Annotated in this window: 21 protein-coding genes; 7 read left to right on the plus strand and 14 right to left on the minus strand. The window is 72.0% G+C overall.

Annotated features, from left to right (window positions below; translation table 11 throughout):
• Window positions 1-4 precede the first annotated feature (4 nt).
• The 4 genes from ACYQ8Q_RS41665 to ACYQ8Q_RS41680 form a co-directional block, all read right to left on the minus strand.
• The gene (locus ACYQ8Q_RS41665; protein ID WP_460072223.1) at window positions 5-1,366 is read right to left on the minus strand and encodes a maltokinase N-terminal cap-like domain-containing protein; all 1,362 of its coding nucleotides are present in this window, start codon (window positions 1,364-1,366) and stop codon (window positions 5-7) included.
• Between the two features lie 43 nt (window positions 1,367-1,409).
• Window positions 1,410-3,128, minus strand: a complete 1,719-nt coding sequence (treS, locus tag ACYQ8Q_RS41670; RefSeq protein WP_460072225.1) for a maltose alpha-D-glucosyltransferase — start codon at window positions 3,126-3,128, stop codon at window positions 1,410-1,412.
• Between the two features lie 32 nt (window positions 3,129-3,160).
• Entirely contained in the window at window positions 3,161-5,104 is a 1,944-nt protein-coding gene (locus ACYQ8Q_RS41675) for an alpha-1,4-glucan--maltose-1-phosphate maltosyltransferase (RefSeq protein ID WP_460072227.1), read from the minus strand.
• 158 nt (window positions 5,105-5,262) lie between these two features.
• The gene (locus tag ACYQ8Q_RS41680; protein ID WP_358992175.1) at window positions 5,263-5,562 is read right to left on the minus strand and encodes a DUF5133 domain-containing protein; all 300 of its coding nucleotides are present in this window, start codon (window positions 5,560-5,562) and stop codon (window positions 5,263-5,265) included.
• Between the two features lie 226 nt (window positions 5,563-5,788).
• On the opposite strand from ACYQ8Q_RS41680, the gene ACYQ8Q_RS41685 reads away from it, so the two are divergent.
• Both ACYQ8Q_RS41685 and glgX read left to right on the plus strand, forming a co-directional pair.
• Complete coding sequence (locus ACYQ8Q_RS41685; protein WP_460072228.1) at window positions 5,789-6,301, plus strand: pep a2; 513 nt, start codon at window positions 5,789-5,791, stop codon at window positions 6,299-6,301.
• 26 nt (window positions 6,302-6,327) lie between these two features.
• Window positions 6,328-8,445, plus strand: a complete 2,118-nt coding sequence (gene glgX / locus ACYQ8Q_RS41690) for a glycogen debranching protein GlgX (RefSeq protein ID WP_460073717.1) — start codon at window positions 6,328-6,330, stop codon at window positions 8,443-8,445.
• A gap of 44 nt (window positions 8,446-8,489) precedes the next feature.
• Here glgX and ACYQ8Q_RS41695 read toward each other — a convergent pair whose 3' ends face one another.
• Window positions 8,490-9,293, minus strand: a complete 804-nt coding sequence (locus ACYQ8Q_RS41695; protein ID WP_460072229.1) for a VOC family protein — start codon at window positions 9,291-9,293, stop codon at window positions 8,490-8,492.
• Window positions 9,294-9,398: 105 nt separating this feature from the next.
• Between ACYQ8Q_RS41695 and ACYQ8Q_RS41700 the strand changes: the two genes are divergently transcribed.
• Window positions 9,399-9,734 carry an ANTAR domain-containing protein gene (locus tag ACYQ8Q_RS41700; RefSeq protein ID WP_460072231.1) on the plus strand — a complete coding sequence of 112 codons (336 nt, stop codon included), beginning with the start codon at window positions 9,399-9,401 and terminating at the stop codon, window positions 9,732-9,734.
• Between the two features lie 21 nt (window positions 9,735-9,755).
• On the opposite strand, the gene ACYQ8Q_RS41705 is transcribed toward ACYQ8Q_RS41700, so the two are convergent.
• Window positions 9,756-10,547, minus strand: a complete 792-nt coding sequence (locus tag ACYQ8Q_RS41705) for an RNA polymerase sigma factor SigF (RefSeq protein ID WP_460072233.1) — start codon at window positions 10,545-10,547, stop codon at window positions 9,756-9,758.
• A 262-nt stretch (window positions 10,548-10,809) separates the two neighbouring features.
• Between ACYQ8Q_RS41705 and ACYQ8Q_RS41710 the strand changes: the two genes are divergently transcribed.
• The 4 genes from ACYQ8Q_RS41710 to ACYQ8Q_RS41725 all read left to right on the plus strand — a co-directional run bounded on the left by ACYQ8Q_RS41710 (window position 10,810) and on the right by ACYQ8Q_RS41725 (window position 13,617).
• On the plus strand, window positions 10,810-11,265 hold the full coding sequence (locus tag ACYQ8Q_RS41710; protein ID WP_460072235.1) for a MarR family winged helix-turn-helix transcriptional regulator: 456 nt from the start codon (window positions 10,810-10,812) through the stop codon (window positions 11,263-11,265).
• Window positions 11,262-12,089: an ABC transporter ATP-binding protein gene (locus tag ACYQ8Q_RS41715; protein WP_460072237.1), complete on the plus strand. Its 828-nt coding sequence runs from the start codon at window positions 11,262-11,264 to the stop codon at window positions 12,087-12,089. Before ACYQ8Q_RS41710 ends, ACYQ8Q_RS41715 begins: the two co-directional genes overlap by 4 nt.
• Entirely contained in the window at window positions 12,049-12,909 is an 861-nt protein-coding gene (locus ACYQ8Q_RS41720) for an ABC transporter permease (RefSeq protein ID WP_460072239.1), read from the plus strand. Before ACYQ8Q_RS41715 ends, ACYQ8Q_RS41720 begins: the two co-directional genes overlap by 41 nt.
• Window positions 12,910-13,098: 189 nt before the next feature.
• Window positions 13,099-13,617, plus strand: a complete 519-nt coding sequence (locus ACYQ8Q_RS41725) for a hypothetical protein (RefSeq protein ID WP_460072240.1) — start codon at window positions 13,099-13,101, stop codon at window positions 13,615-13,617.
• 13 nt (window positions 13,618-13,630) lie between these two features.
• Here ACYQ8Q_RS41725 and hemC read toward each other — a convergent pair whose 3' ends face one another.
• From hemC to ACYQ8Q_RS41765, 8 genes are all read right to left on the minus strand, one after another.
• Window positions 13,631-14,566: a hydroxymethylbilane synthase gene (hemC, locus tag ACYQ8Q_RS41730; protein WP_460072242.1), complete on the minus strand. Its 936-nt coding sequence runs from the start codon at window positions 14,564-14,566 to the stop codon at window positions 13,631-13,633.
• Between the two features lie 115 nt (window positions 14,567-14,681).
• The gene (locus ACYQ8Q_RS41735) at window positions 14,682-15,458 is read right to left on the minus strand and encodes an NPP1 family protein (RefSeq protein ID WP_460072244.1); all 777 of its coding nucleotides are present in this window, start codon (window positions 15,456-15,458) and stop codon (window positions 14,682-14,684) included.
• A 155-nt stretch (window positions 15,459-15,613) separates the two neighbouring features.
• A complete protein-coding gene (locus tag ACYQ8Q_RS41740; RefSeq protein ID WP_460072245.1) occupies window positions 15,614-16,597 on the minus strand; it encodes an ATP-dependent DNA ligase in 984 nt (327 codons plus the stop codon).
• Window positions 16,598-16,664: 67 nt separating this feature from the next.
• Window positions 16,665-17,108: a hypothetical protein gene (locus ACYQ8Q_RS41745; RefSeq protein WP_460072247.1), complete on the minus strand. Its 444-nt coding sequence runs from the start codon at window positions 17,106-17,108 to the stop codon at window positions 16,665-16,667.
• 70 nt (window positions 17,109-17,178) lie between these two features.
• Complete coding sequence (locus tag ACYQ8Q_RS41750) at window positions 17,179-17,868, minus strand: response regulator (protein ID WP_460072249.1); 690 nt, start codon at window positions 17,866-17,868, stop codon at window positions 17,179-17,181.
• Entirely contained in the window at window positions 17,865-19,073 is a 1,209-nt protein-coding gene (locus ACYQ8Q_RS41755; RefSeq protein WP_460073718.1) for a sensor histidine kinase, read from the minus strand. The genes ACYQ8Q_RS41750 and ACYQ8Q_RS41755 overlap by 4 nt, the downstream gene beginning before the upstream one ends.
• A 149-nt stretch (window positions 19,074-19,222) precedes the next feature.
• Window positions 19,223-20,380, minus strand: coding sequence for a sensor histidine kinase (locus ACYQ8Q_RS41760; RefSeq protein WP_460072251.1), 1,158 nt, complete (start codon window positions 20,378-20,380; stop codon window positions 19,223-19,225).
• Window positions 20,381-20,483: 103 nt separating this feature from the next.
• Window positions 20,484-21,527 carry a zinc-dependent alcohol dehydrogenase gene (locus ACYQ8Q_RS41765; protein WP_460072253.1) on the minus strand — a complete coding sequence of 348 codons (1,044 nt, stop codon included), beginning with the start codon at window positions 21,525-21,527 and terminating at the stop codon, window positions 20,484-20,486.
• Between the last annotated feature and the right edge of the window lie 11 nt (window positions 21,528-21,538).

Consider the following 21,538-nt stretch of genomic DNA (forward strand, 5'->3'; position numbering starts at 1 on the left):
GGGGTCAGCCTCCTCGGACGGCGAGTCGTTCGATCGCCGCCATGGGTACGGGTAGCCAGTCGGGCCGGTTGCGGGCCTCGTACAGCACTTCGTAAACGGCGCGATCCGTCTCATAGGCACGCAGAAGGGCGTGCTTCTTCCGGGGATCCCAGCCCGCCCGGGCCGCGTAGCCCGCGCAGTACGCCTCACGGCAGCGGCGCGCCCACTCCGGCCGCCAGGGCCGCCGCTGCCGGGCGGCGTAGTCGAAGGAGCGCAGCATGCCCGCGATGTCCCGCACCGGGGAGTGGGCGAGCCGCCGCTCGGCCAGCGGCCGGGACGGCTCGCCCTCGAAGTCGATGACGAACCAGTCGCGCCCGGCCCGCAGCACCTGTCCCAGATGCAGATCGCCGTGGATGCGCTGGGCGGGCGGCCCCTGGTCGCACACCGCGAGCGCGGCGAACGCCGTGGTCAGCCCCGGGACGAACGGCCGCAACGCCGGCACGTGGTGCGCCGCCGCCTCCAGCCGCTCCGTCATCGCGGCCGCCGTCCGCCCGTCCTCGGCGTCCGGACCGGCCGGCAGGGCCGCCGCGAGCGCCAGATGCACATCGGCCGTCGCCCGGCCCAGCTCCTCGGCCTCCGAGGTGAAGTCCTCGCCCCGGGCCAGCGCCTGCAACGCCAGCGTCCAGCCGTCCGCAGCGTCGGGCAGGAACGGTTGGAGCACCCCGAGCGTGGCCTCCTGGGGGTGGGTGGTCCGGAACCAGGCCACCGGCGCGGGGACCCGCCCGCACCCCTGGCCGGCCAGCGCCACCGGCACCTCCAGGTCGGGGTTCACCCCCGGCTGGATCCGCCGGAAGATCTTCAGGATGTACGCGTCGCCGTACACCAGCGAGGTGTTGGACTGCTCGGCCTCCAGCAGCCGCGGCGCGAGCCCGGCGGGCAGCGACACCGACGGATCCGATTCGAAGCACAGCGGGCCGAGCGTGCCGGGGTGCCTCATCCGCTCCAGGAGCAGCTGCGCCGACCGGGGGTCCTGCAACGCGTCGTGCACCGTCAGCCCGGCCAGCGGGCCGTCCTCGACCCTGCCGATCAGGGCCCGGCCCAGGCGGGGCGACAGATGCTCCTGGAGACCGAGGAGCAGCTGGTAGCAGTCACCGGCCGGGGGAGTGCCCCCGGGCGTCGGCACCCCGGACTGGCCGGCGTGCACGAGCAGATGGAGACAGCCCGGGTACAGCTCCGTCATCGACAGCATGCGCAGATCGGTGAGCGGCCGGTCCTTGCCGGCGAACCAGCGCTGCCGGGGCAGCCACTCGCGCAGCAGCGCGACGAGCGGACCCCCGGAGCGGAAGGCGCTCGCGGTGCTCGGCCTGAGCGGGGCGGTCTTCGTCACGATGACCCATCCTTTCCTCGGCGTACGCTCACAGGCGTCGCGCTCACAGGCGTCGGCCGACCCGGGCCGCGGCTCGGGTGAGGCGGAACCAGTAGAAGCCGTGCCCGGCCAGCGTGAGCAGATAGGGCAGTTCACCGATGGCCGGGAAGCGCACCCCGCCGAACAGCTCGACCGGATGGCGTCCGTCGAAGCGGCGCAGGTCGAGCTCGGTGGGCTGGGCGAAACGCGAGAAGTTGTGCACGCACAGGACGAGGTCGTCCTCGAATTCGCGCAGGAACGCGAGCACGGCCGGGTTGGAGGACGGCAGCTCGGTGAAGGTGCCGAGGCCGAAGGCGGGGTTCTGCTTGCGGATCTCGATCATCCGGCGGGTCCAGTGCAGCAGCGAGGACGGATCCGCCATCGAGGCCTCGACGTTGGTGACCTGGTAGCCGTAGACGGGGTCCATGATGGTCGGCAGATAGAGCCGCCCGGGGTCGCTGGACGAGAAGCCCGCGTTGCGGTCCGGGGTCCACTGCATCGGGGTGCGGACGGCGTCGCGGTCGCCGAGCCAGATGTTGTCGCCCATGCCGATCTCGTCGCCGTAGTAGAGGATCGGCGAGCCGGGCAGCGAGAGCAGGAGAGCCGTGAACAGCTCGATCTGGTTGCGGTCGTTGTCGAGCAGGGGGGCGAGGCGGCGGCGGATGCCGATGTTGGCGCGCATCCGCGGGTCCTTGGCGTACTCCGCGTACATGTAGTCGCGCTCCTCGTCGGTGACCATCTCCAGGGTCAGCTCGTCGTGGTTGCGCAGGAAGATGCCCCACTGGCACTTGGCCGGAATGGCCGGGGTCTTCGCCAGGATCTCGGAGACGGGGTGACGGGATTCCCGGCGGACGGCCATGAAGATGCGGGGCATGACGGGGAAGTGGAACGCCATGTGGCATTCGTCGCCGCCGGAGGCGTAGTCGCCGAAGTAGTCCACCACGTCCTCGGGCCACTGGTTGGCCTCGGCGAGGATCACCGTGTCCGGATACATCGCGTCGATCTCGCGCCGCACCCGCTTGAGGAACGTGTGCGTGGCGGGCAGGTTCTCGCAGTTGGTGCCCTCCCGTGCGTACAGGTACGGCACGGCGTCCAGCCGGAACCCGTCGATGCCGAGGTCCAGCCAGAAGCGGAGGGCGGCGAGGATCTCCTCCTGGACGGCCGGGTTCTCGTAGTTGAGGTCGGGCTGGTGGGCGAAGAAGCGGTGGAAGAAGTACTGCTTGCGGACCGGGTCGAAGGTCCAGTTGGAGACCTCGGTGTCGACGAAGATGATGCGGGCGTCGGCGTACTGCTTGTCGTCGTCGGCCCACATGTAGTAGTCGCCGTAGGGCCCGTCGGGGTCCTTCCTCGACTCCTGGAACCACGGGTGCTGGTCACTCGTGTGGTTCATGACGAAGTCGATGATCACCCGCATACCGCGCTGATGGGCGTGGTCGACGAATTCCACGAAGTCGGCGAGGTCGCCGAACTCGGGGAGCACGGAGGTGTAGTCGGAGACGTCGTATCCGCCGTCGCGCAGGGGCGACTTGAAGAAGGGCGGCAGCCAGAGGCAGTCGACACCGAGCCACTGGAGATAGTCGAGCCTGGCGGTGAGCCCCTTCAGATCGCCGACGCCGTCGCCGTCGCTGTCCTGGAAGGAACGGACGAGGACCTCGTAGAAGACGGCTCGTTTGAACCAGTCGGGGTCGCGGTCCTTGGCGGGGGTGTCCTCGAACGTGTCCGGAACAGGTGAGTTGACGGTCATGGCGGTCTGGGGCCTCCGATCTGCGGTGCGGATCACCGGACGTGGAACACGTGGGCCGGGCTCGTGCCGGGGTCCAGACGCACATAGTTGTGCCGGCCCCAGGAGTAGGACTCACCCGTCAGCTCGTCGTGCACCGACAGCAACGCGTGCTCGTCCAGGCCGAGTCGGGGCAGGTCCAGCGAGACCGTGGCCTCCTGGGTGTGGTGCGGGTCGAGATTGACGACGACGATCACCGTGTCCGCCCCGGTGCGCTTGCTGTAGACGAGGACGGAGTCGTTGTCCGCGTCGTGGAAGCGCAGGTTCCTGAGGTGGTGGAGCGCCGGGTGGCTCCGCCGGATGGTGTTGAGGCGGGTGATGAGGGGGGCGAGGGTGTCGGGGGTGTCCCAGTCGCGGGCTTTGAGCTGGTATTTCTCGGAGTCGAGGTATTCCTCGCTGCCGGGGCGCAGGGGGGTGTTCTCGCAGAGTTCGTAGCCGCTGTAGATGCCCCAGGTGGGGGAGAGGGTGGCGGCGAGGACGGCGCGGACGGCGAAGGCGGGCGGGCCGCCGTGCTGGAGGTAGGCGTGCAGGATGTCGGGGGTGTTGGCGAAGAGGTTGGGCCGCATGTAGGAGGCGGCGTCCCCCGACAGTTCGGTGAGGTACTCGGTCAGTTCGGCTTTGGTGGTGCGCCAGGTGAAGTAGGTGTAGGACTGCTGGAAGCCGGTCTGGGCGAGGGTGTGCATCATCGCGGGGCGGGTGAAGGCCTCGGCGAGGAAGAGGACGTCGGGGTCGGTGCGGTTGATGTCGGCGATGACCCGTTCCCAGAAGACGACGGGTTTGGTGTGGGGGTTGTCGACGCGGAAGATCCGCACGCCGTGGGACATCCAGTGGCGCAGGACGCGCAGGGTCTCGGTGATGAGTCCGTCGAGGTCGGCGTCGAAGGCGATGGGGTAGATGTCCTGGTACTTCTTGGGGGGGTTCTCGGCGTGGGCGATGGTGCCGTCGGGGCGGTGGTGGAACCACTCGGGGTGTTTGTGCACCCAGGGGTGGTCGGGGGAGCACTGCAGGGCGAAGTCGAGGGCGGTCTCCAGGCCGAGGGCGCGGGCCTGGTCGACGAAGCGGGTGAAGTCCTCGAGGGTGCCGAGGGCGGGGTGGACGGTGTCGTGGCCGCCTTCGGGGGAGCCGATGGCCCAGGGGACGCCGACGTCGTCGGGGGTGGCGTGCAGGGTGTTGTTGCGGCCCTTGCGGTGGGTGGTGCCGATGGGGTGGATCGGGGGGAGGTAGACGACGTCGAAGCCCATCGCGGCGATGGCGGGCAGCCGGCGGGCGGCGGTGCGGAAGGTGCCGTGGGGGTTCTCGGGGGTGCCCTCGGAGCGGGGGAAGAACTCGTACCAGGCGCCGTACAGGGCGCGTTCGCGTTCCACCAGCAGGGGCAGCGGTGCGGAGGCGGTGAGCAGCTCCCGCAGCGGGTGGCGGGCCAGGACCGCGTCCACCTCCGGCGTCAACGCCGCCGCCAGCCGGGAGGCCGGCGGCAGGGAGTCGTCGCCCAGGGTCCGAGCCGCCTTGAGGACCGTCGTACGGGCCTTGCCCCTCGGTACCCCGGCCGCCGCGCGCTCGTGGAGCTCGGCGCCCTCCTCCAGCACCAGCCCCACGTCGAGGCCGGCCGGGACCTTGATCCGCGCCGTCCGCCGCCAGGTGGTGACCGGGTCGCTCCAGGCCTCGACGGTGTACGTCCAGCGGCCCGGTGCGTCCGGGGTGACCTCGGCGCCCCAGCGGTCGCTGCCCGGGGCGAGTTCACGCATCGGCGTCCACGGACCACGCCGGCCCTTGGGCCCGCGCAGGACGACATTGGCGGCCACCGCGTCATGGCCCTCCCGGAACACCGTCGCCGTCACCTGGAAGCTCTCCCCCGGGACCGCCTTGGCCGGGCGTCTGCCGCCCTCCACCGCGGGCCGCACGTCGCGGACCGGGATCCGGCCGATGACAGGGGTCGGGCTCATTCGTCTCACCTTCGTTGGGCTCATGGCCGGGCTAACGGCCGGATCGGCCGGGCGGTTCTGCGCCGGGTCATCCGTACGGCCCGCAGCCGAATCTGTCGTCATGTCGTCCGCCGGGCCCACCGCCCGGCTCCCGCTCCACCACCGGAACGGGTCCGCCGTCACGGCGTCGCCGGAGCGAGCCGGGCCACCGCCCGGCCCCCGCGCCGCGCGGCGCCGGCCGGCCGCGACCGGCCGTCCTGCTCCTGCAGGTAGACGGCGAGCGTGGTGCGCAGATACCGCTCCGCCGCGTCCGCGGCCTCGCGCGCGCAGCGCTTTCCCATGAGCACACACAAGGTGTAGCCCGAGTCCTCGAAGGTGGCCCGCACCGCGCGGTCGGCCGGGGAGGCGAGCATGACGCGCTCCCACGCCCGGTACCGCCGCAACTGCCTGGCGACCTCGGTCTTGGCCGGTAGCAGCATGACGCAGTCACCTTTCGGGCTCGATGAATGTTTCACTCATGGTGCACGCGCCGACACCCAGCGTCTTGTTGGATCTTCAACCACCCCGGAGTGCGCTCGTGTTGCACGAATGGACTAACGCCCGCACTGTGGGAGGTGACTCAGAAGCGATCAGCGCTCACCCTCCGTATATTCGGCCCGCGGGGGCCCACGGAGCGGGAGCCTCGCCGGTGAGGAGCCAACGACGATGAAGACCGCAGTTCCCTGCTACTACCACCTCGACGTGGACGTCAGTCCGGAGCGCGTCGCACAGGTCGGCCGGATCCTGGCCGCCCATCTGAGGTACTGGGACCTCGAAACCCTCGTCGCCCCCGTCTGCGGCGGCGCCGGGATGCTGTTGACGGCCATCGACGAGAACGCGACGGACAAGTCCCTCTCGATCGAGATGTGGTGGAACGGCCAGCATCTGATCACGGCCGTCGGCGGCAACGACCGTGAGCTGCGCCCGGACCAGGATCTGCGGAGCTGCCTGGAGCAGATCGCCGCGATGAGCGACGGCTGGGGCTGCTGCGCCACCGCCACCGGCAGCAAGGTCATCTGGTTCTCGCAGCGCGCCCGTTCCGGCGAGCGCGTCCCGCTGGTGCCGACCCCGCCGTCGCCCAGCCTGCGCGAGGGGCGCCCGGTGCCCCGCGCCCTCCCGGTGGCCGCGCTGGCCGCCCGTGCGGCCGGGGAACCCCGGGTCCTGGAGGCGGTTCGGTGACCTCACCGCCGTACCGGAAGGCAGGGGTGCCCGCGTGGAGCGGGCACCCCTACCCCCTGGGCGCCGACTTCGACGGCAAGGGCACCAACTTCGCGCTGTTCAGCGAGGTCGCCGAGCGCGTCGACCTGGTGCTCGTCGAGGACGACGACAGCCACCGGACCGTCCCGCTGACCGAGGTCGACGGCTTCGTCTGGCACGGACACCTGCCCGGCATCGGCCCCGGACAGCGCTACGGCTACCGGGTGCACGGCCCCTGGGACCCGGCCGGCGGACACCGCTGCAACCCGGCGAAGCTGCTCCTGGACCCCTACGCGCGCGCCGTCGACGGCCGGACCGACCACCACCCCTCCCTCTTCGAACGCGCCGGGGACGGCCCCGACCCCGCCGACAGCGCCGGGCACACCCCGCTCGGCGTGGTCACCGACCCCGCCTTCGACTGGGGCGGGGACACCTCACCCCGGCGCTCGTACGCCGACACGGTGATCTACGAGGCCCATGTCCGCGGGCTCACCCGCACCCACCCCGACGTCCCGCGCGCCCTGCGCGGCACCTACGCCGGTCTCGCCCACCCCGCGGTGACCGAGCACCTCACCTCGCTGGGCGTGACGGCGATCGAGCTGATGCCGGTCCATCAGTACGTGCAGGACGGTGTGCTCATCGACCGGGGCCTCTCCAACTACTGGGGCTACAACACCATCGGCTTCTTCGCGCCGCACCACGCCTACGCCGCGCACGGCACCCGGGGACAGCAGGTCACCGAGTTCAAGGAGATGGTGAAGGCGCTGCACGCGGCCGGCCTCGAGGTGATCCTCGACGTCGTCTACAACCACACCGCCGAGGGCAACGAGAAGGGGCCCACGCTCTCCTTCCGGGGCATCGACAACGCCTCGTACTACCGGCTGGTGGACGGCGACTGGTCGCACTACTACGACACCACCGGCACCGGCAACAGCCTGCTCATGCGCCACCCGTACGTGCTCCAGCTCATCATGGACTCGCTGCGCTACTGGGTGACCGAGATGCACGTCGACGGTTTCCGCTTCGACCTGGCGGCCACCCTGGCCCGGCAGTTCCACGAGGTGGACCGGCTGTCGGCGTTCTTCGACCTGATCCAGCAGGACCCGGTGATCAGCCGCGTCAAGCTGATCGCCGAGCCCTGGGACGTGGGCGAGGGCGGCTACCAGGTGGGCAACTTCCCGCCGCTGTGGTCGGAGTGGAACGGCAAGTACCGGGACGCCGTACGGGACTTCTGGCGGGCCGAGCCGCACTCCCTCGGCGAGTTCGCCTCCCGGCTGACCGGCTCCTCCGACCTGTACGCCCACACCAGGCGCCGCCCGCGCGCCAGCGTCAACTTCGTGACCGCGCACGACGGTTTCACCCTGCGCGACCTCGTCTCGTACAACCACAAGCACAACCAGGCCAACGGCGAGGGCGACCGCGACGGCGAGAGCCACAACCGGTCCTGGAACTGCGGGGCGGAGGGCGAGACCGACGACCCGGCCGTCCTGGAGCTGCGCGCCCGCCAGCAGCGCAACCTCCTCGCCACCCTGCTGCTCTCCCAGGGCATCCCGATGATCGGCCACGGCGACGAACTCGGCCGCACCCAGCGCGGCAACAACAACGCCTACTGCCAGGACAACCCGGTCTCCTGGATCGACTGGCGGCTCACCGAGGAACAGCGCCGGCTCACCGACTTCTGCCGCCGCCTCCTCGCCCTGCGCGCCGCCCACCCCGTGCTGCGCCGGCGCCGCTTCTTCCTGGGCGAGACCGTCACCCACGCCGGACAGCCCCTGCCCGACCTGGTGTGGCTCCAGCCGGACGCCCGCGAGATGCGTGACCGCGACTGGCTGCGCTCCGACGTGCACAGCGTCGGTGTCTTCCTCAACGGCGACGCCATCGCCGAACCCGACCCCCGGGGCCGCCCGGTGGTCGACGACTCCTTCCTCCTGCTCTTCAACAGCTACTGGGAACCGGTCCCCTTCCGCCTCCCCGGAGCGTCCTACGGCGAACGCTGGACGGTCTGCGCGGACACGGCGGAACCGGACGAGGCCCGGGACGAGACGGAGTACAAGGCGGGCGCGGCGCTGACACTGGAACCCCGCAGCCTGATCGTCCTGTCGAGACCCCCACGCCGCTCGGAATGAAGGATGGGGCGCAGCGCGCCCCATCCTTCAGGGAAGAACCACGGTTACCGCCCCCGGCGCGACGTCACCGTGAACTGCGCCCCGTCCGGATCCCGGAGAATCGCCTCCTCCTCCCTCTCCCGCAGCACACTCCCCCCATGCTTCTCCGCAGCCCGCACAGCCCCCGGAACATCGCCGACGGCAAAATGCACCTGCCAGTGCGGCCGAATGGTGGGATCCGGCGCCGCCTCCAACGCCCCCGACTCGATCCGCGCCACGACATCGCCCCCGCTGCGCAGCACGACCTCGCCGCCCTCGTACCGCACCTCGCAGCACCCGGGCCGGTCCGTGGCCCAGTCGAGGATCTCGCCGTAGAAGATCGCGGAGTCGAAGGCGTCGCGGGTGTGCAGCCGGATGAAAGAGGGGGCGGCCTGCCGCCACGCCTCCCAGTTGCCGATCAGCTTGCCCTCCCACACCCCGAAGGTCGCCCCCTCCCGGTCGGCCAGCAGCGCCGCCCGGCCCGGCGGCAGCGAGATCGGCCCCACCGCCACGGTCCCCCCGCGTTCCCGGGTCCGGGAGGCGGCGTCGTCGGCGCTGGGGACGGCGAAGTACGGCGTCCACGCCACCGCCATCTGCCACATCGCGGCGACGGCGGCGATCCCGGCCACCGGGACGTCGTCCACCAGCGCCGTACGGAAGTGGCCGCCCAGGGTGCCGCGCCGCCACCGCCAGCCGAGGACGGCCCCGTAGAACTCCTGGGTGGCCTCCAGGTCGCGGCTGGTCAGGCTCACCCAGCAGGGCGCGCCGAACACGGCGTCGGTGGAGAGGACTTCCCGCGCACCGCGGGCTGAGGACGGGTGATCGTTCATGGGGCTCGCGTTCCTGTCTCCGGGCCGACGGCCGGCGGCTCTCCTCCAGTGTCCGGCCGGACGCCGCGGCGGCGCCTGCCGAGGACGCGGTGGCACGATGGAGTGGTGGCACGAGTACCGCGCGACCCAGGCGACGAAACGGCCCGGATCCTCCAGCTCCAGCAGGAGGTCGAGCAGCTCAAGGAGGCGGTCGCCTCGCATGCCGTGGTGGACCAGGCGATCGGTGTGATCGTCGCGCTCGGACGGGTGACGCCGGACGAGGGCTGGGTGATCCTGCGGGAGGTCTCCCAGCACACCAACATCAAGCTGCGCAATGTCTCGGAGCTGATCCTCATCTGGGGGCGCAGCGGGGAGATGCCCGAGCGGATCGGGGCGGAACTGGAGACGCTGCTGGACCAGCACGGGCCGACGCAGATCCCCGGCGCGCCGCCATGGGAGTGACCGCGCCACCGGGGTCGGTAGTCACTGCGTCTGCGGCACGACCTCCTCGCGCAGCCGGGCGAAGCAACTGCTGAGCAGCCGTGAGACATGCATCTGCGAGATGCCGAGCCGCTCGGCGATCGTGTTCTGGGTCATGCCCTGGAAGAACCGCAGATAGAGGATGGTGCGTTCGCGCTCCGGAAGCGCCCGCAGACAGGGCGCCACGGCGACGCGGTCGACGACGGTGTCGTAGCCGGGGTCGGGTTCGCCGAGGGCGTCCGTGAGGGCGTAGCCGTCGGTGCCGGGCAGCTCGGCGTCCAGCGACAGCGCGGAGAAGCACTCCAGCGCCTCCATGCCGTTGTGCACCTCTTCCTCGCTGAGCTGCGCGTACGCGGCGATCTCGGCGACGGTCGGCGCCCGGCCGGGGGTCGTCTGGGCGAGTTCCTTCGTGGCGTGCCGCACCCGGTTGCGCAGGTCCTGGACCCGGCGGGGCACGTGCAGCGTCCACATGTGGTCACGGAAGTGGCGCTTGATCTCGCCGGTGATCGTGGGCACCGCGTAGGCCTCGAAGGCCCGGCCGCGGCCGGGGTCGTAATGGTCGACGGCCTTGACCAGTCCGAGGGCCGCGACCTGGTACAGGTCCTCCAGAGCCTCGCCGCGGCCGCGGAAGCGGACGGCGATCCGCTCGGCCATCGGCAGCCACAGCCGGACCAGTTCGTCCCGCAGCGCCCGGCGCTGCGGCCCGTCGGGCAGGGTGGCCAGCCGTGCGAACGACTCGGTGGTGTCCGGGGCGTCGTCGTGCGGGTGCTGCCTGGTTCTGGCGGTGGAACGCATCGCGCGTGCCTTCCCGAGAGGGGTGCCGAACGATGGAAGGGCACCGTGGAAGACGCGAGCTCGGACGGATTCGGCGATCGCCCGGGACGGCCCGCTCGGCGGGGATCCCACGGACGTGCCTCCTGTCCGAAGCACCTTCCTGCGGATGCCCGCGTAGGAGGGTTCTGAAACCGTTGGTCCTTATATATCCGTATATATCCCTGATTTCTTTTTGCCTTTCCCTGGGGGGATTTACCTCTGACTCAGAGGTAATCTCGGCGGTGTGGACGAGGAGACCTTCCCGGAAGAGCTCGCCGACGCGCTCGTCGGCATCCAGCGGCTGCTGCGGCGCCGGCTGCGCGCCGGACTGACCGTGCCCCGGCTGCGCGGCGCGGAGGTCGAACTGCTGCGGCTCGTCGAGTCCCGGCCCGGCATCGGGATCTCCGAAGCCGCCAAGGAGCTGTACCTCGCGGGAAACTCCGTCTCGACCCTGGTCAACCAGCTCGTCAGGGACGGGTACCTGGTCCGGGAGACCGATCCCGCCGACCGGCGTGCCGCCCGGCTGCTGCTCACCGAGGCCGCCGAGACGCGGCTGCGGGCCTGGAAGGCGCGCCGTGCCGCACTCGTCCACCGGCATGTCACCGGGCTCGACGCCGCCGACCGGGACGCCCTGCGCGCCGCGCTCCCGGCGCTGCGCTCGCTCGCCGTCAGTCTGCACGAGGAGGCCGAGGAATCATGACCGCCGCCGTCACCTGCACCGCGCTCGCCCACGCCTTCGGGGACACCAGGGCCGTCGACGGGCTCGACCTCACCGTCCGCGAGGGGGAGGTCTTCGGCCTGCTCGGCCCCAACGGGGCGGGCAAGACCACCGCCCTGCGCTGCATCACCACCCTGCTGCCCGTCCCGTCCGGCATGGTCGCCGTCTTCGGCCGGGACGCCGCCCGCGACCGCATGGCCGTACGACGGCTGCTCGGGTACGTCCCCCAGCAGCTGTCCGCCGACCAGAACCTCACCGGCCGGGAGAACGTCGTCCTGTTCGCCCGGGTCTTCGACGTGCCCCGCAGGGAACGCGCCGAACGCGTCGCCCAGTCGCTGGCCGCCGTCGGCCTCACGGACGCCGCCGACCGGCTGGCCGGCACCTACTCCGGCGGTATGGTCCGCCGCCTCGAACTGGCCCAGGCCCTGGTCAGCGCACCCCGGCTGCTGATCCTCGACGAGCCCACCATCGGTCTCGACCCCATCGCCCGCACCGGTGTCTGGGAGCACATCACCGCCGTACGCGAGGCCACCGGCATGACCGTCCTGGTGACCACTCACTACATGGACGAGGCCGACCAGTACTGCGACCGGGTCGGTCTGATGCACCGCGGCCGCATCCGCGCCCTCGGCACCCCGGCCGAGCTGCGCCGCGGGCTCGGCGAACGCCGCGGCCTCGCGCCCACCGACCCGCCGCCGAGCCTGGAGGACGTCTTCCGGGACGTCGCCGGCAGCGGCCTCGACGACACGTCAGGAGACTTCCGCGATGTCCGAAGCACCCGCCGCACCGCGCAGCGCGTCGGCTGACCGGGCCCGAGAGCGGGGCATCGACCTGCTGCTGCGGCCGCCCGTTCCCCGGGCCGGCTGGCGGGTGCTCCCGGCCCGGGTCGCCGCCCTGTGCGCCGTCGAACTCCAGAAGCTGAGCCACGACCGCACCGAGCTCTACACCCGGGCCGTGCAGCCCGCCCTCTGGCTGCTGATCTTCGGCCAGACCTTCAGCCGGATCCGGGCGATCCCCACCGGCGGCATCCCCTACATCGACTACCTCGCGCCCGGCATCATCGCCCAGTCCGCGATGTTCATCGCCATCTTCTACGGCATCATGATCATCTGGGAGCGGGACGCCGGCGTCCTCAGCAAACTCCTCGTCACCCCCACCCCGCGCTCGGCGCTGATCACCGGCAAGGCCTTCGCGGCCGGAGTGAAGTCGCTGATCCAGGCCGTCGTGGTGATCCTCATCGCCGCCCTGCTCGGGGTCGCCCTGACCTGGAACCCGCTGAAGCTGCTAGCGGTCGCCGGGATCGTCGTGCTCGGCTCGGCGTTCTTCTCCTGTCTGTCCATGTCCATCGCGGGCATCGTCCTCAGCCGGGACCGGCTGATGGGCATCGGCCAGGCCATCACCATGCCGCTGTTCTTCGGCTCCAGCGCTCTCTACCCGGTCGCCATCATGCCGGGCTGGCTCCAGGTGATCAGCAAGGTCAACCCGCTCAGCTACGAGGTGGACGCCCTGCGGGGTCTCCTCCTCGGCACCCCCGCGCACCTCGCGCTCGACTTCGGGGTGCTCGTCCTGGCCGCCGCGCTCGGCATCACCGCGGCCTCCGCGCTGCTCGGCCGGCTGGCCCGCTGATCTTGTCCGGGACGTGATGTGCGGCACGCCCGCGGACCGCTCCGCGACGGCCGTCGGCGGATTCTTCCTGCGCACGGCTTGATCGACGATCAAAAGGGGTGAACCCCCTGGCCACAGCGCATTCCGCTCATTTGACAGTGCGCTGAGCACACGGATAGGAAGCAGCCGATAGAAGTCGAGAGGTGGACTGTGGACGAGCCGAACGTGGTCGGGGACTGGCAGGAGTACGACGAGCAGGCCGGTCTGCGGGTCCGTGTCCACCAGCTGGAGGAGTCCGAGCCGCCGAGGGGCCGCGACGACGCGGCCGAGGGGCTGACCTATTTCCGGCTGCGGGTGACCGTGGAGAACCGTGGCACCGGACACGCCACGATCCATCTCGAGGACGGCCAGATCGACGTACGGATCGGGCCCGACGGCGAGAGCGCGTTCATCGACTGGCGCAACTCGCAGTTCATCGAGGGCTTCGACGTCTACCCGCTGCGCCGCGCGACCGCCGTCCTCTACGCCGCGGGGCCCGAGGCCGCGCTCGGCCAGGTGGACGTGCAGATCCAGCTGCGGGTCGACGACGAGTGGGCCGACCGCCGGCTGTGGACCGGCGGTATCGGTCTGCGGGACGGCGCGCTGCCGACGGGGGCGTGCCGGGACAGCCTGGCCGGCCAGGTGAGCAACTTCCTGCGGGACCAGGCCGCCGAGGAGGGCACCGCCTGAGGGTGCCCCCGGATCAGTGCGGGATGCCGTCGATGATCTCGCGGGCGCCCTGACGCAGCAGCGCCACCGCGACCGACGTGCCGAGGGTCGCCGGGTCGAGCGGGCCCGCCCACTCGTGGGCGTTGAGCCGCACCTTGCCGTCGGGCGTGAACACACAGGCCCGCAGGGACAGTTCCCCGCTGCGGTCCACCCGCGCGAACCCGGCGATCGGGCTGTTGCAGTGTCCCTGGAGGACATGCAGGAACATGCGCTCCGCCGTGGCCTCCCGGTGGGTGGCCGGATCGCCGAGCCCGCTGACGGCGTCGATCAGCCCGGTGTCGCCCTCGCGGCACTGGAGCGCGAGGATGCCCGCGCCGATCGGCGGCATCATCGTCTCCGGCGACAGCACCTCGCTGATCACGTCCGTACGGCCGATGCGCTCCAGACCGGACACCGCCAGCAGCAGCGCGTCCGCCTCGCCCGCCGCCAGCTTCTCCAGCCGCCGGTTGGCGTTGCCGCGGAACGGCACGCACTCCAGCTGCGGGTGGGTCGCGGCCAGCTGGGCGATCCGGCGCACCGAGGAGGTGCCGATGCGGGTGCCGTCCGGCAGTTCGTCGAGGGTGAGTCCGCCCGGGTGGATCAGGGCGTCGCGGATGTCGTCGCGCCTGAGGAAGGCGGCGAACACCGTGCCCTTGGGCAGCGGCCGGTCCGCCGGCACGTCCTTGACGCAGTGCACCGCCAGATCGGCCTCACCGGCCAGCAGCGCCGCGTCCACCTCCTTGGTGAACGCGCCCTTGCCCTCGACCTGGGACAGATCACCCATCCACTTGTCGCCGGTCGTCTTCACGGGGACGACCTCGGTGCGCACCCCCGGATGCAGCACGGCCAACTCGGCGCGGACACGCTCCACCTGGGCCAGCGCCATGGGGGAGTCTCGGGACACGATGCGGATCAGCTCCGGAACGGACATGCGGGACACGATAGACCCTCGTGCCCCGCACTCCGCACCGCTTCCCGGTTTCCGGCCACGCGTCACGGTGTGGACCGTGGCCGGACGGGGTAGGACGGATCGTTCGCCCGCGCCGTCACGCGCTGGGGTCGAAGGTGATCCCCGACGGCTTCGCCGACGTCAGATGGGCGGCGAAGTTGGCGTCCTTGAGGCCGAAGTTGGCGCTGCCGAAGTCGTACGCGCTCAGCTTGTCGCGCAGGCCCGACGGGTAGCCGTTCCAGCCGACCAGCGGCGGGTACTGCCAGGTGTGCTTGTCGTTCTCCGGCGGCTCGTCATTGGAGTTGCCGAGCCGGAAGCAGTGCGTGCTGATGCCGTCCTTGTGGTAGACGATCTTCGCGTGCGTGCCCTCGAAGCGGACGTCGGACACCGGGTGCACGGTGAACGAGCCGTGGTTGGACGTCGACACGTACTGGATGGCGCCGTTCTGCACCCAGACCACGACGTGCTCCCAGTCGTGCCGGTGCCCGCCGATGCTGCTGCCCGAGATGGCCTGGTCCTTCTCGAAGTACAGGCCGTACATGTACGCGCACCAGCCGTTGTTGCACTTGTAGCGCGAGTAGGTGTTGGTGTTGTCCAGGTCGGACGCGTCATGGCAGTCGCCGCTGAGCGAACCGGTCGGCTTCAGGCCGCCGTTGATGGTGCCGTCCGGGCCGATGGCGGGGGTGGAGTAGCAGCCGTCCGTGTCGTAGTCGAACGCGGGCTGGTACGTCAGTTCCGCCGCCTCGGCGTTCTGCGGCAGCGCCGCAGGGGGAGCCGCGAAGGCGACCGAGGGGACGGCGAGCACGAGGGCGGCGGCACCGGCGAGTCCGGTGAGCCACCTCCTGCTGTGGGCCTTGAACGTTGATGACGACACTGCGTCCTCCTCGGGGATCCGGGCGCAGCCGAACGGCTGGGGGGGAAGGGGGAGTTGAAGGCAGCTCAGCTTCCACGGTTTTCGCTCCCAAGCCAAGGGGTCGCAGGCGTATCAGTGGTGAAGCACAGCCCAACAGTTGGCCGTTCGGTGCCGTGTCAGGCGGAGTTGTCCGGAAGGTCGGCCGCCGACTCCTCGGCGGTGAGGTCGGTGCGCAGCCGCAGCCAGGAGGGCTGGCGCAGCAGTCCGGCCCGGGTCCGGGTGCTGTACCGGACCTCGCCGACCAGCCGGGGCGTCACCCACCGGGCACCGGGAGCCGGAGGCGCGGGGTCGAAGGGGCACACCCCGGTGGCCTCGGCCCGCAGCAGCGCGGCGAGTTCGGTGCGCTCGGCCTCGCTCCAGCCGGTGCCCACGCTGCCGACGTACCGCAGGGCGCCCGTGCCGGTCCGCTGCCCGACCAGAACCGCCCCGGGCAGCCCGGCCAGCCGTCCCTTCCCCGGCGACCAGCCGCCGACCAGCACATCGGCCGTGCGCAGGTTGCGGATCTTGATCCAGGCCCGGGAGCGCACCCCGGGCTCGTACACCGAGTCCAGCCGCTTGCAGACGAGCCCCTCCAGCCCGTGGACCCGGGTGGCCTCCAGGGCCTCGCGTCCGTGTCCGACGAGCGCGCGCGGCGTCGACCAGAACGGCCCCTCCAGTCCGAGCGACTCCAGCAGCGCCCGGCGCTCCGCGTAGGGCAGCCGCAGCAGCGGGTCCCCGCCGAGGTGCATGACGTCGAACAGCACGAGATGCACCGGCACCGCGGCCGCCCTCCGCGCCGCCCTGCCCGGCGCCCGCACCAGCCCCATCCGGGACTGCAGCAGCTGGAAGTCGGCCCGGCCCTGCGCGTCCAGCGCCAGCACCTCTCCGTCCAGTACGGCGGCCGTCGCCCCCAGCGCCGCGCCGAGCGGCCGCAGCTCCGGATAGGCCCCGGTGATGTCCTCGCCCGACCGGGCCCGCAGCCGGAGCGTCCCGTCCCCGGGGAGGTACACCACGGCCCGCTGCCCGTCCTGCTTGGTCTCGTAGGCCCAGCGCGCGTCCTGGGCGACCGGCGGCAGCCCGCCGGACGTGGCGAGCATGGGCGGGATGAGAGGGAGCGTCACGGGTGAGGTGTCGACCCCCGCGCCCCGTGGCACGCGCCCGGGGCGGCGGTTTCCCCCGGACGGCGGCTCAGTCCCCCGAACAGCCGAAGACGCCCAGGTGGCTCGGCCGGTCGCCGGTATAGAGCAGGACGTACCGGCCGGTCCAGCGCACGGCGCACTCGGCGCTCAGCGCGGGCCCGGCGTCGTACACCTCCCGGAACCGCTGCGGTGTCGGTCTGCCGCTGCCGAAGTGGTGTCTCACCCGGTCCGCGGCGAGCGGCCGCAGCGTGTTGCCGTCGTCGTCGGCGTACTCGTCCGGCGGTGCCGAGGTGCCGACGACATGCAGGATGTCGAGGATCGAGTGCGTCCCCTCCCCGCTCATGAACTCCGCGTCCGCCCAGAGCTCCTCCAGGCTCGCGTAGGTGCCGTCGGCGCCGTACTCCCGCGCGAACTCCTCGGCGTGCAGCGCCCTCAGGGACTCCTCGACGCCGCCCGTGTACGGCGTGACGTAGTCCCAGCAACTCGCGCCCATCGCGCCCCCCTTGCGATCGGTGAACCGTCCCGTGATCGCCAAGGTAGGGCAGGGCACTGACAACGGGCCCTCAGCCTGCCGCGCCCAGCGGGGGCGGGGCCTGGACCAGGCCCGTCTGGTAGGCCATGACGACGAGCTGGGCGCGGTCGCGGGCGCCGAGCTTGGTCATCGCCCGGTGGACGTGGGTGCGCACGGTGAGGGGGCTGACGAAGAGCTTCCCGGCGACCTCCTCGTTGGAGTGGCCCTCGGCCACCCGGGCCATCACCTCGCGCTCGCGGGCGGTGAGCGCGCCGAGGTCGGCCGGGACGGCGAGCCGGGCGCCCTGAGCGGGGGCGGCGAGGAAACGGGTGATCAGGGAGCGGGTGGCGAGCGGGGAGAGCAGGGACTCGCCGGCGGCGACCGTGCGGATGCCGTCGAGCAGCGCGTCGGCGGTGACGTCCTTGCCGAGGAACCCGCTCGCCCCCGCCCGCAGCGCCCCGGCGACGTACTCGTCGATCTCGAACGTCGTCAGGATGAGCACGCGCGTGTCCGACAGTGCGGGATCCGCGCAGACGGCGGCGGTCGCGGCGATCCCGTCGGTGCCGGGCATCCGGATGTCCATCAGGATCAGGTCCGGACGGAGCTCGCGGGCGAGTTCGATCGTCTCGGCGCCGTCGGTGGCCTCGGCGATCACCTCCATGTCGGCGCAGGAATCGATCAGGATCCGGAAGGTGGCCCGCAGCAGGGCCTGGTCGTCGGCGAGGAGCACGCGCAGGGTCATGGGGTCCGTTCTCGGGGCGCCGGGGTGTCGGGGTACAGGGGGAGCCGGGTGGTGACCTGGAAACCGCCTTCGGGGCGGTGCCCGGCCTGGAGCGCGCCGCCCACCGAACGGGCCCGCTCGCGCATGCCGATCAGACCGAAGCCCTGGCCGCCGCCGGTCGCCGAGGGCGCCGCGGTCCCGTCGTCGGTGACCGTGATCGTCAGCCGGTCGCGGCCGAACCTCAGCCGCACCTGCGCCGAGCGCGCCGCCGCGTGCCGGGTGACGTTGGTCAGCGCCTCCTGCACGATGCGGTACGCCGTCAGATCCACCCCGGGGGTGAGGGGCCGTACCGTGCCCTCCACGGCGACCCGCACGTCCAGCCCCGCGGCGGCGCAGGACTGCGTCAGCTCGGAGAGCCGACCGAGGCCGGGACTCGGGGCCAGCGGCGCCTCGCCCTCGTCTCCGTGGCGCAGCAGGCCCACGGTCGCCTTGAGCTCGCGCAGCGCCGAGGACATCGTCCCCGTGAGGTCGGTCAGGATCCGCTGGGCCTGGTCGGGGTGGGTGCGGGCGAGATGGGCGGCCGTGCCCGCCTGGGCGTTGGCCAGGGCCAGATGGTGGGCGACCACGTCGTGCAGCTCGCGGGCGATGCGCACCCGCTCCTCCACGACCCGGTGCCGCGCCTCCTCCTCCCGGCCGCGCTCGGCGTACTCGGCCCGCGCCTGCACGGCCTCCACATAGCGCCGCTGGAGGCGGACCAGACTGCCGGTGACCACCGGGAACAGCAGCCAGATCACGGGGCTGACGGTCTTCGTCACCCAGGGGTGCGCCACCGGGTCCAGGACCAGGGCCGCCGGGACGATCAGCGCGACGGCCGTGAGGTAGCAGCGCCTGGTCGTGCGGCGCCGGGTGGTCGCCGCCACCCGGTACAGGGCGAGCATCGTCGGCGCCAGCAGCAGCGGGGTGATCAGATGGCCGAGCGCACTGGCGCCGGCCGCACAGCACGCCGTCACGGCCGTGGTCGCGCGGGGCCTGGTGTGCTGCCACAGCAGCAGCGTCCCGCAGGCGACGGCCGCGAGGACGATCGTCGGGACCGTCGCGTCCGGCTGGTCCGCGCGGGGCATGGTGATCTCGCTGCCGAAGAGGAAGACGGCGAACAGCAGGGCGGCCGTCATCGTGTCCACGGTGCGGGCGTGCCCGCCCGCGTAGCGCTGCCAGCAGGTGAGCATCGGATTCTCCGGTCGGGCCGGTCCCGGGGCGGGCGGTCCCGTCACGGCCGACGGATCACGGGCGGTCTCCGGGCGAGCCGCTTCGGCGGCCACCCCGCCGAGCCGCCGAGCTGGGCCGACACCGGCGGTCCGGGCGGCCGTGGGGCCGCTCACCACACGCACGGCAGTTCCACGTCCACCACCGTCGGCCCGCCCACGGGGCTGGAGACCCGTACCGTCCCGTCGAGCGCGGCCACCCGGCGCCGTATCCCCAAAAGGCCCGAGCCCGCGCTCTCGTCGGCGCCCCCGCACCCCTCGTCCCGCACCCGCACGTCCAGCCCGGTCCGGGACCGGGCCAGCACCACCCCGGCCTCCTCCGACCCGCTGTACTTGGCCGCGTTGGTGAGCGCCTCCGCGATCACGAAGTACGCGGCCGCCTCCACCGCGGCGGGCGCCCGTACCTCCTCCGGGAGCCCGTCGGCGCGGACGTCCACCCGCAGCCCGCTCGCCGCCGCGAGGGCCCGTACGGCCCCCACCAGCCCCCGGTCGGTGAGGATCGGCGGGTGGATGGCGCGCACCACGTGCCGCAGTTCGGTCAGGGCCTCCTCGGCCTGGTCCTGCGCGTCGGCGAGCAGCTTGCGCGCGGCGTCGGGGTCGGCGCCGTACGCCCGCCGGGCCAGCCCGATCCGCATCGACAGGGCGACCAGGCGGGCCTGGGCGCCGTCGTGCAGGTCCCGCTCGATGCGCCGCAGCTCGGCGCCGTGCGCGGCCACCGCGTCCGCCCGGGTCGTGGTGAGGTGCTCGACCCGCCGGGTCAGCAGCGCCTGGGGCGAGGGCCGCAGCAGCGCCGCCGACCAGGCCGCCTCGACGTCGGCCAGCCGAACGATCAGCGGCAGGACGAGCGCCCGGCGGCCCAGCAGCCCGCTCCACACCCCGTCGACGACCAGCCCGAGCGGCCACAGCGGCAGCATCAGCACGGTCAGCCAGGGATAGGCGTAGTGCGCGGCCATCCAGCGCGCGTCGGTGAGGGTGCCGGGGTCGCGTACGGCCGTGCGCACCCGCACCCGCTGCCGCACCGGACCGGTGAGCGGTGTGTACGCCTCGGGGATCTCCCGGCCGGTCCAGGAGGCGGTGAGCCGTCGCTTGGCCCCGGCGATCCGGCGGACCAGCAGCACGGTCTCGGGCAGCAGCCAGATCCCGACCAGGGTCAGCGCGCCGGTCGCGGTGATCAGCAGGACGGTGACGAAGATGTACGACCCGAAGGCCATGGCGGCGGTCAGCAGCAGGTGGACCGAGGCCCGCGCCGCCTGTCGCAGGGTCGCGCGCATGAGGTGCCGTTCCTGTCGTCGAGGAGGGGTGGGGCGGGGGAGGGTGGAAGCGACGGGGTCGTGACCGCCGGGCTGGGGGAGGCCCGGCGGCCACGGTGGGGGCTCAGTCGTCCAGGGTGACGACGACCTTCTCCGCCGCGCCCGGCGTCAGCGTCAGCTCGAAGGCCCGCTCGGCCTCCGCGAACGGGACCCGGTGGCTGATCAGCTTGGCGAACCGCTCCTGGTGCTCGACCAGTTCGGGCGTCACCTCGAAGATCTCGGTCGGGTAGCCCTGGGAGGCGATCAGGGTCAGCTCGCTGCGGAGCATGCCGCCCAGGTCGATCTCGGAGCCCTTCTTGTGGACCGCCACCATCACCAGCTTCGCACCCCACTTGGCGGAGTTCACCACGGTGTTGAACACCGCGGCCACACCGGCCGCGTCGAGGAAGACGTCCGTGCCCGGCCGGGGCTGGCCGAGCGCGTTGGCGCTCTGGCCGTGCAGCTCGGTCAGCCGCGCCGCCACGTCCTCCTGCGCCGAGTCGACGACGGCGTCCGCACCCACGGCCAGTGCCTTCTCCAGCCGGGAGGGGATGACGTCGACGACCACCACATGCTCCACCCCGCGCAGCTTCAGCCAGATCGCCGCGCCCAGCCCGATGGGGCCGGCGCCGAACACGACGACCTTGTCACCGGGGCCGGCCTCGGAGCGGTTGACGGCGTGCCGGGCCACGGCCATCGGCTCGTTGAGCGAGGCCACGTCGAAGGGCACGGTGTCGGGGAAGACGGCGACGCTCCTGCCGACCTCTGCGTTCTCGATCAGCAGGAACTCGCTCATACCGCCGTACGCGCCGCCGCAGCCGATGATGCCGGTGGGGGCGTCCTGCGGGTTGACGACCACCCGGTCGCCGATGTTCAGGCCCTCCACGTCGGAGCCGAGCTCCACGATCTCACCGGCCGGCTCGTGGCCGAGCGACACCGGGACCAGCTCGCCGCCGAGATGGGCGCGGGCGGGCATACCGCCCATGTGGAGGAACGTGACATCGGTGCCGCAGATGCCGCAGGCCCGGATCCGGACCAGGGCGTCCTTGGGGCCGGGCACGGGCCGCTCGACGTCGACGACCTCGATCTTGTCGACGCCGCCGGTCCGGACGGACTTCATCGTGCTCATGGGGAGAACCT

The sequence above is a fragment of the Streptomyces sp. YKOK-I1 genome (genome assembly GCF_054660435.1).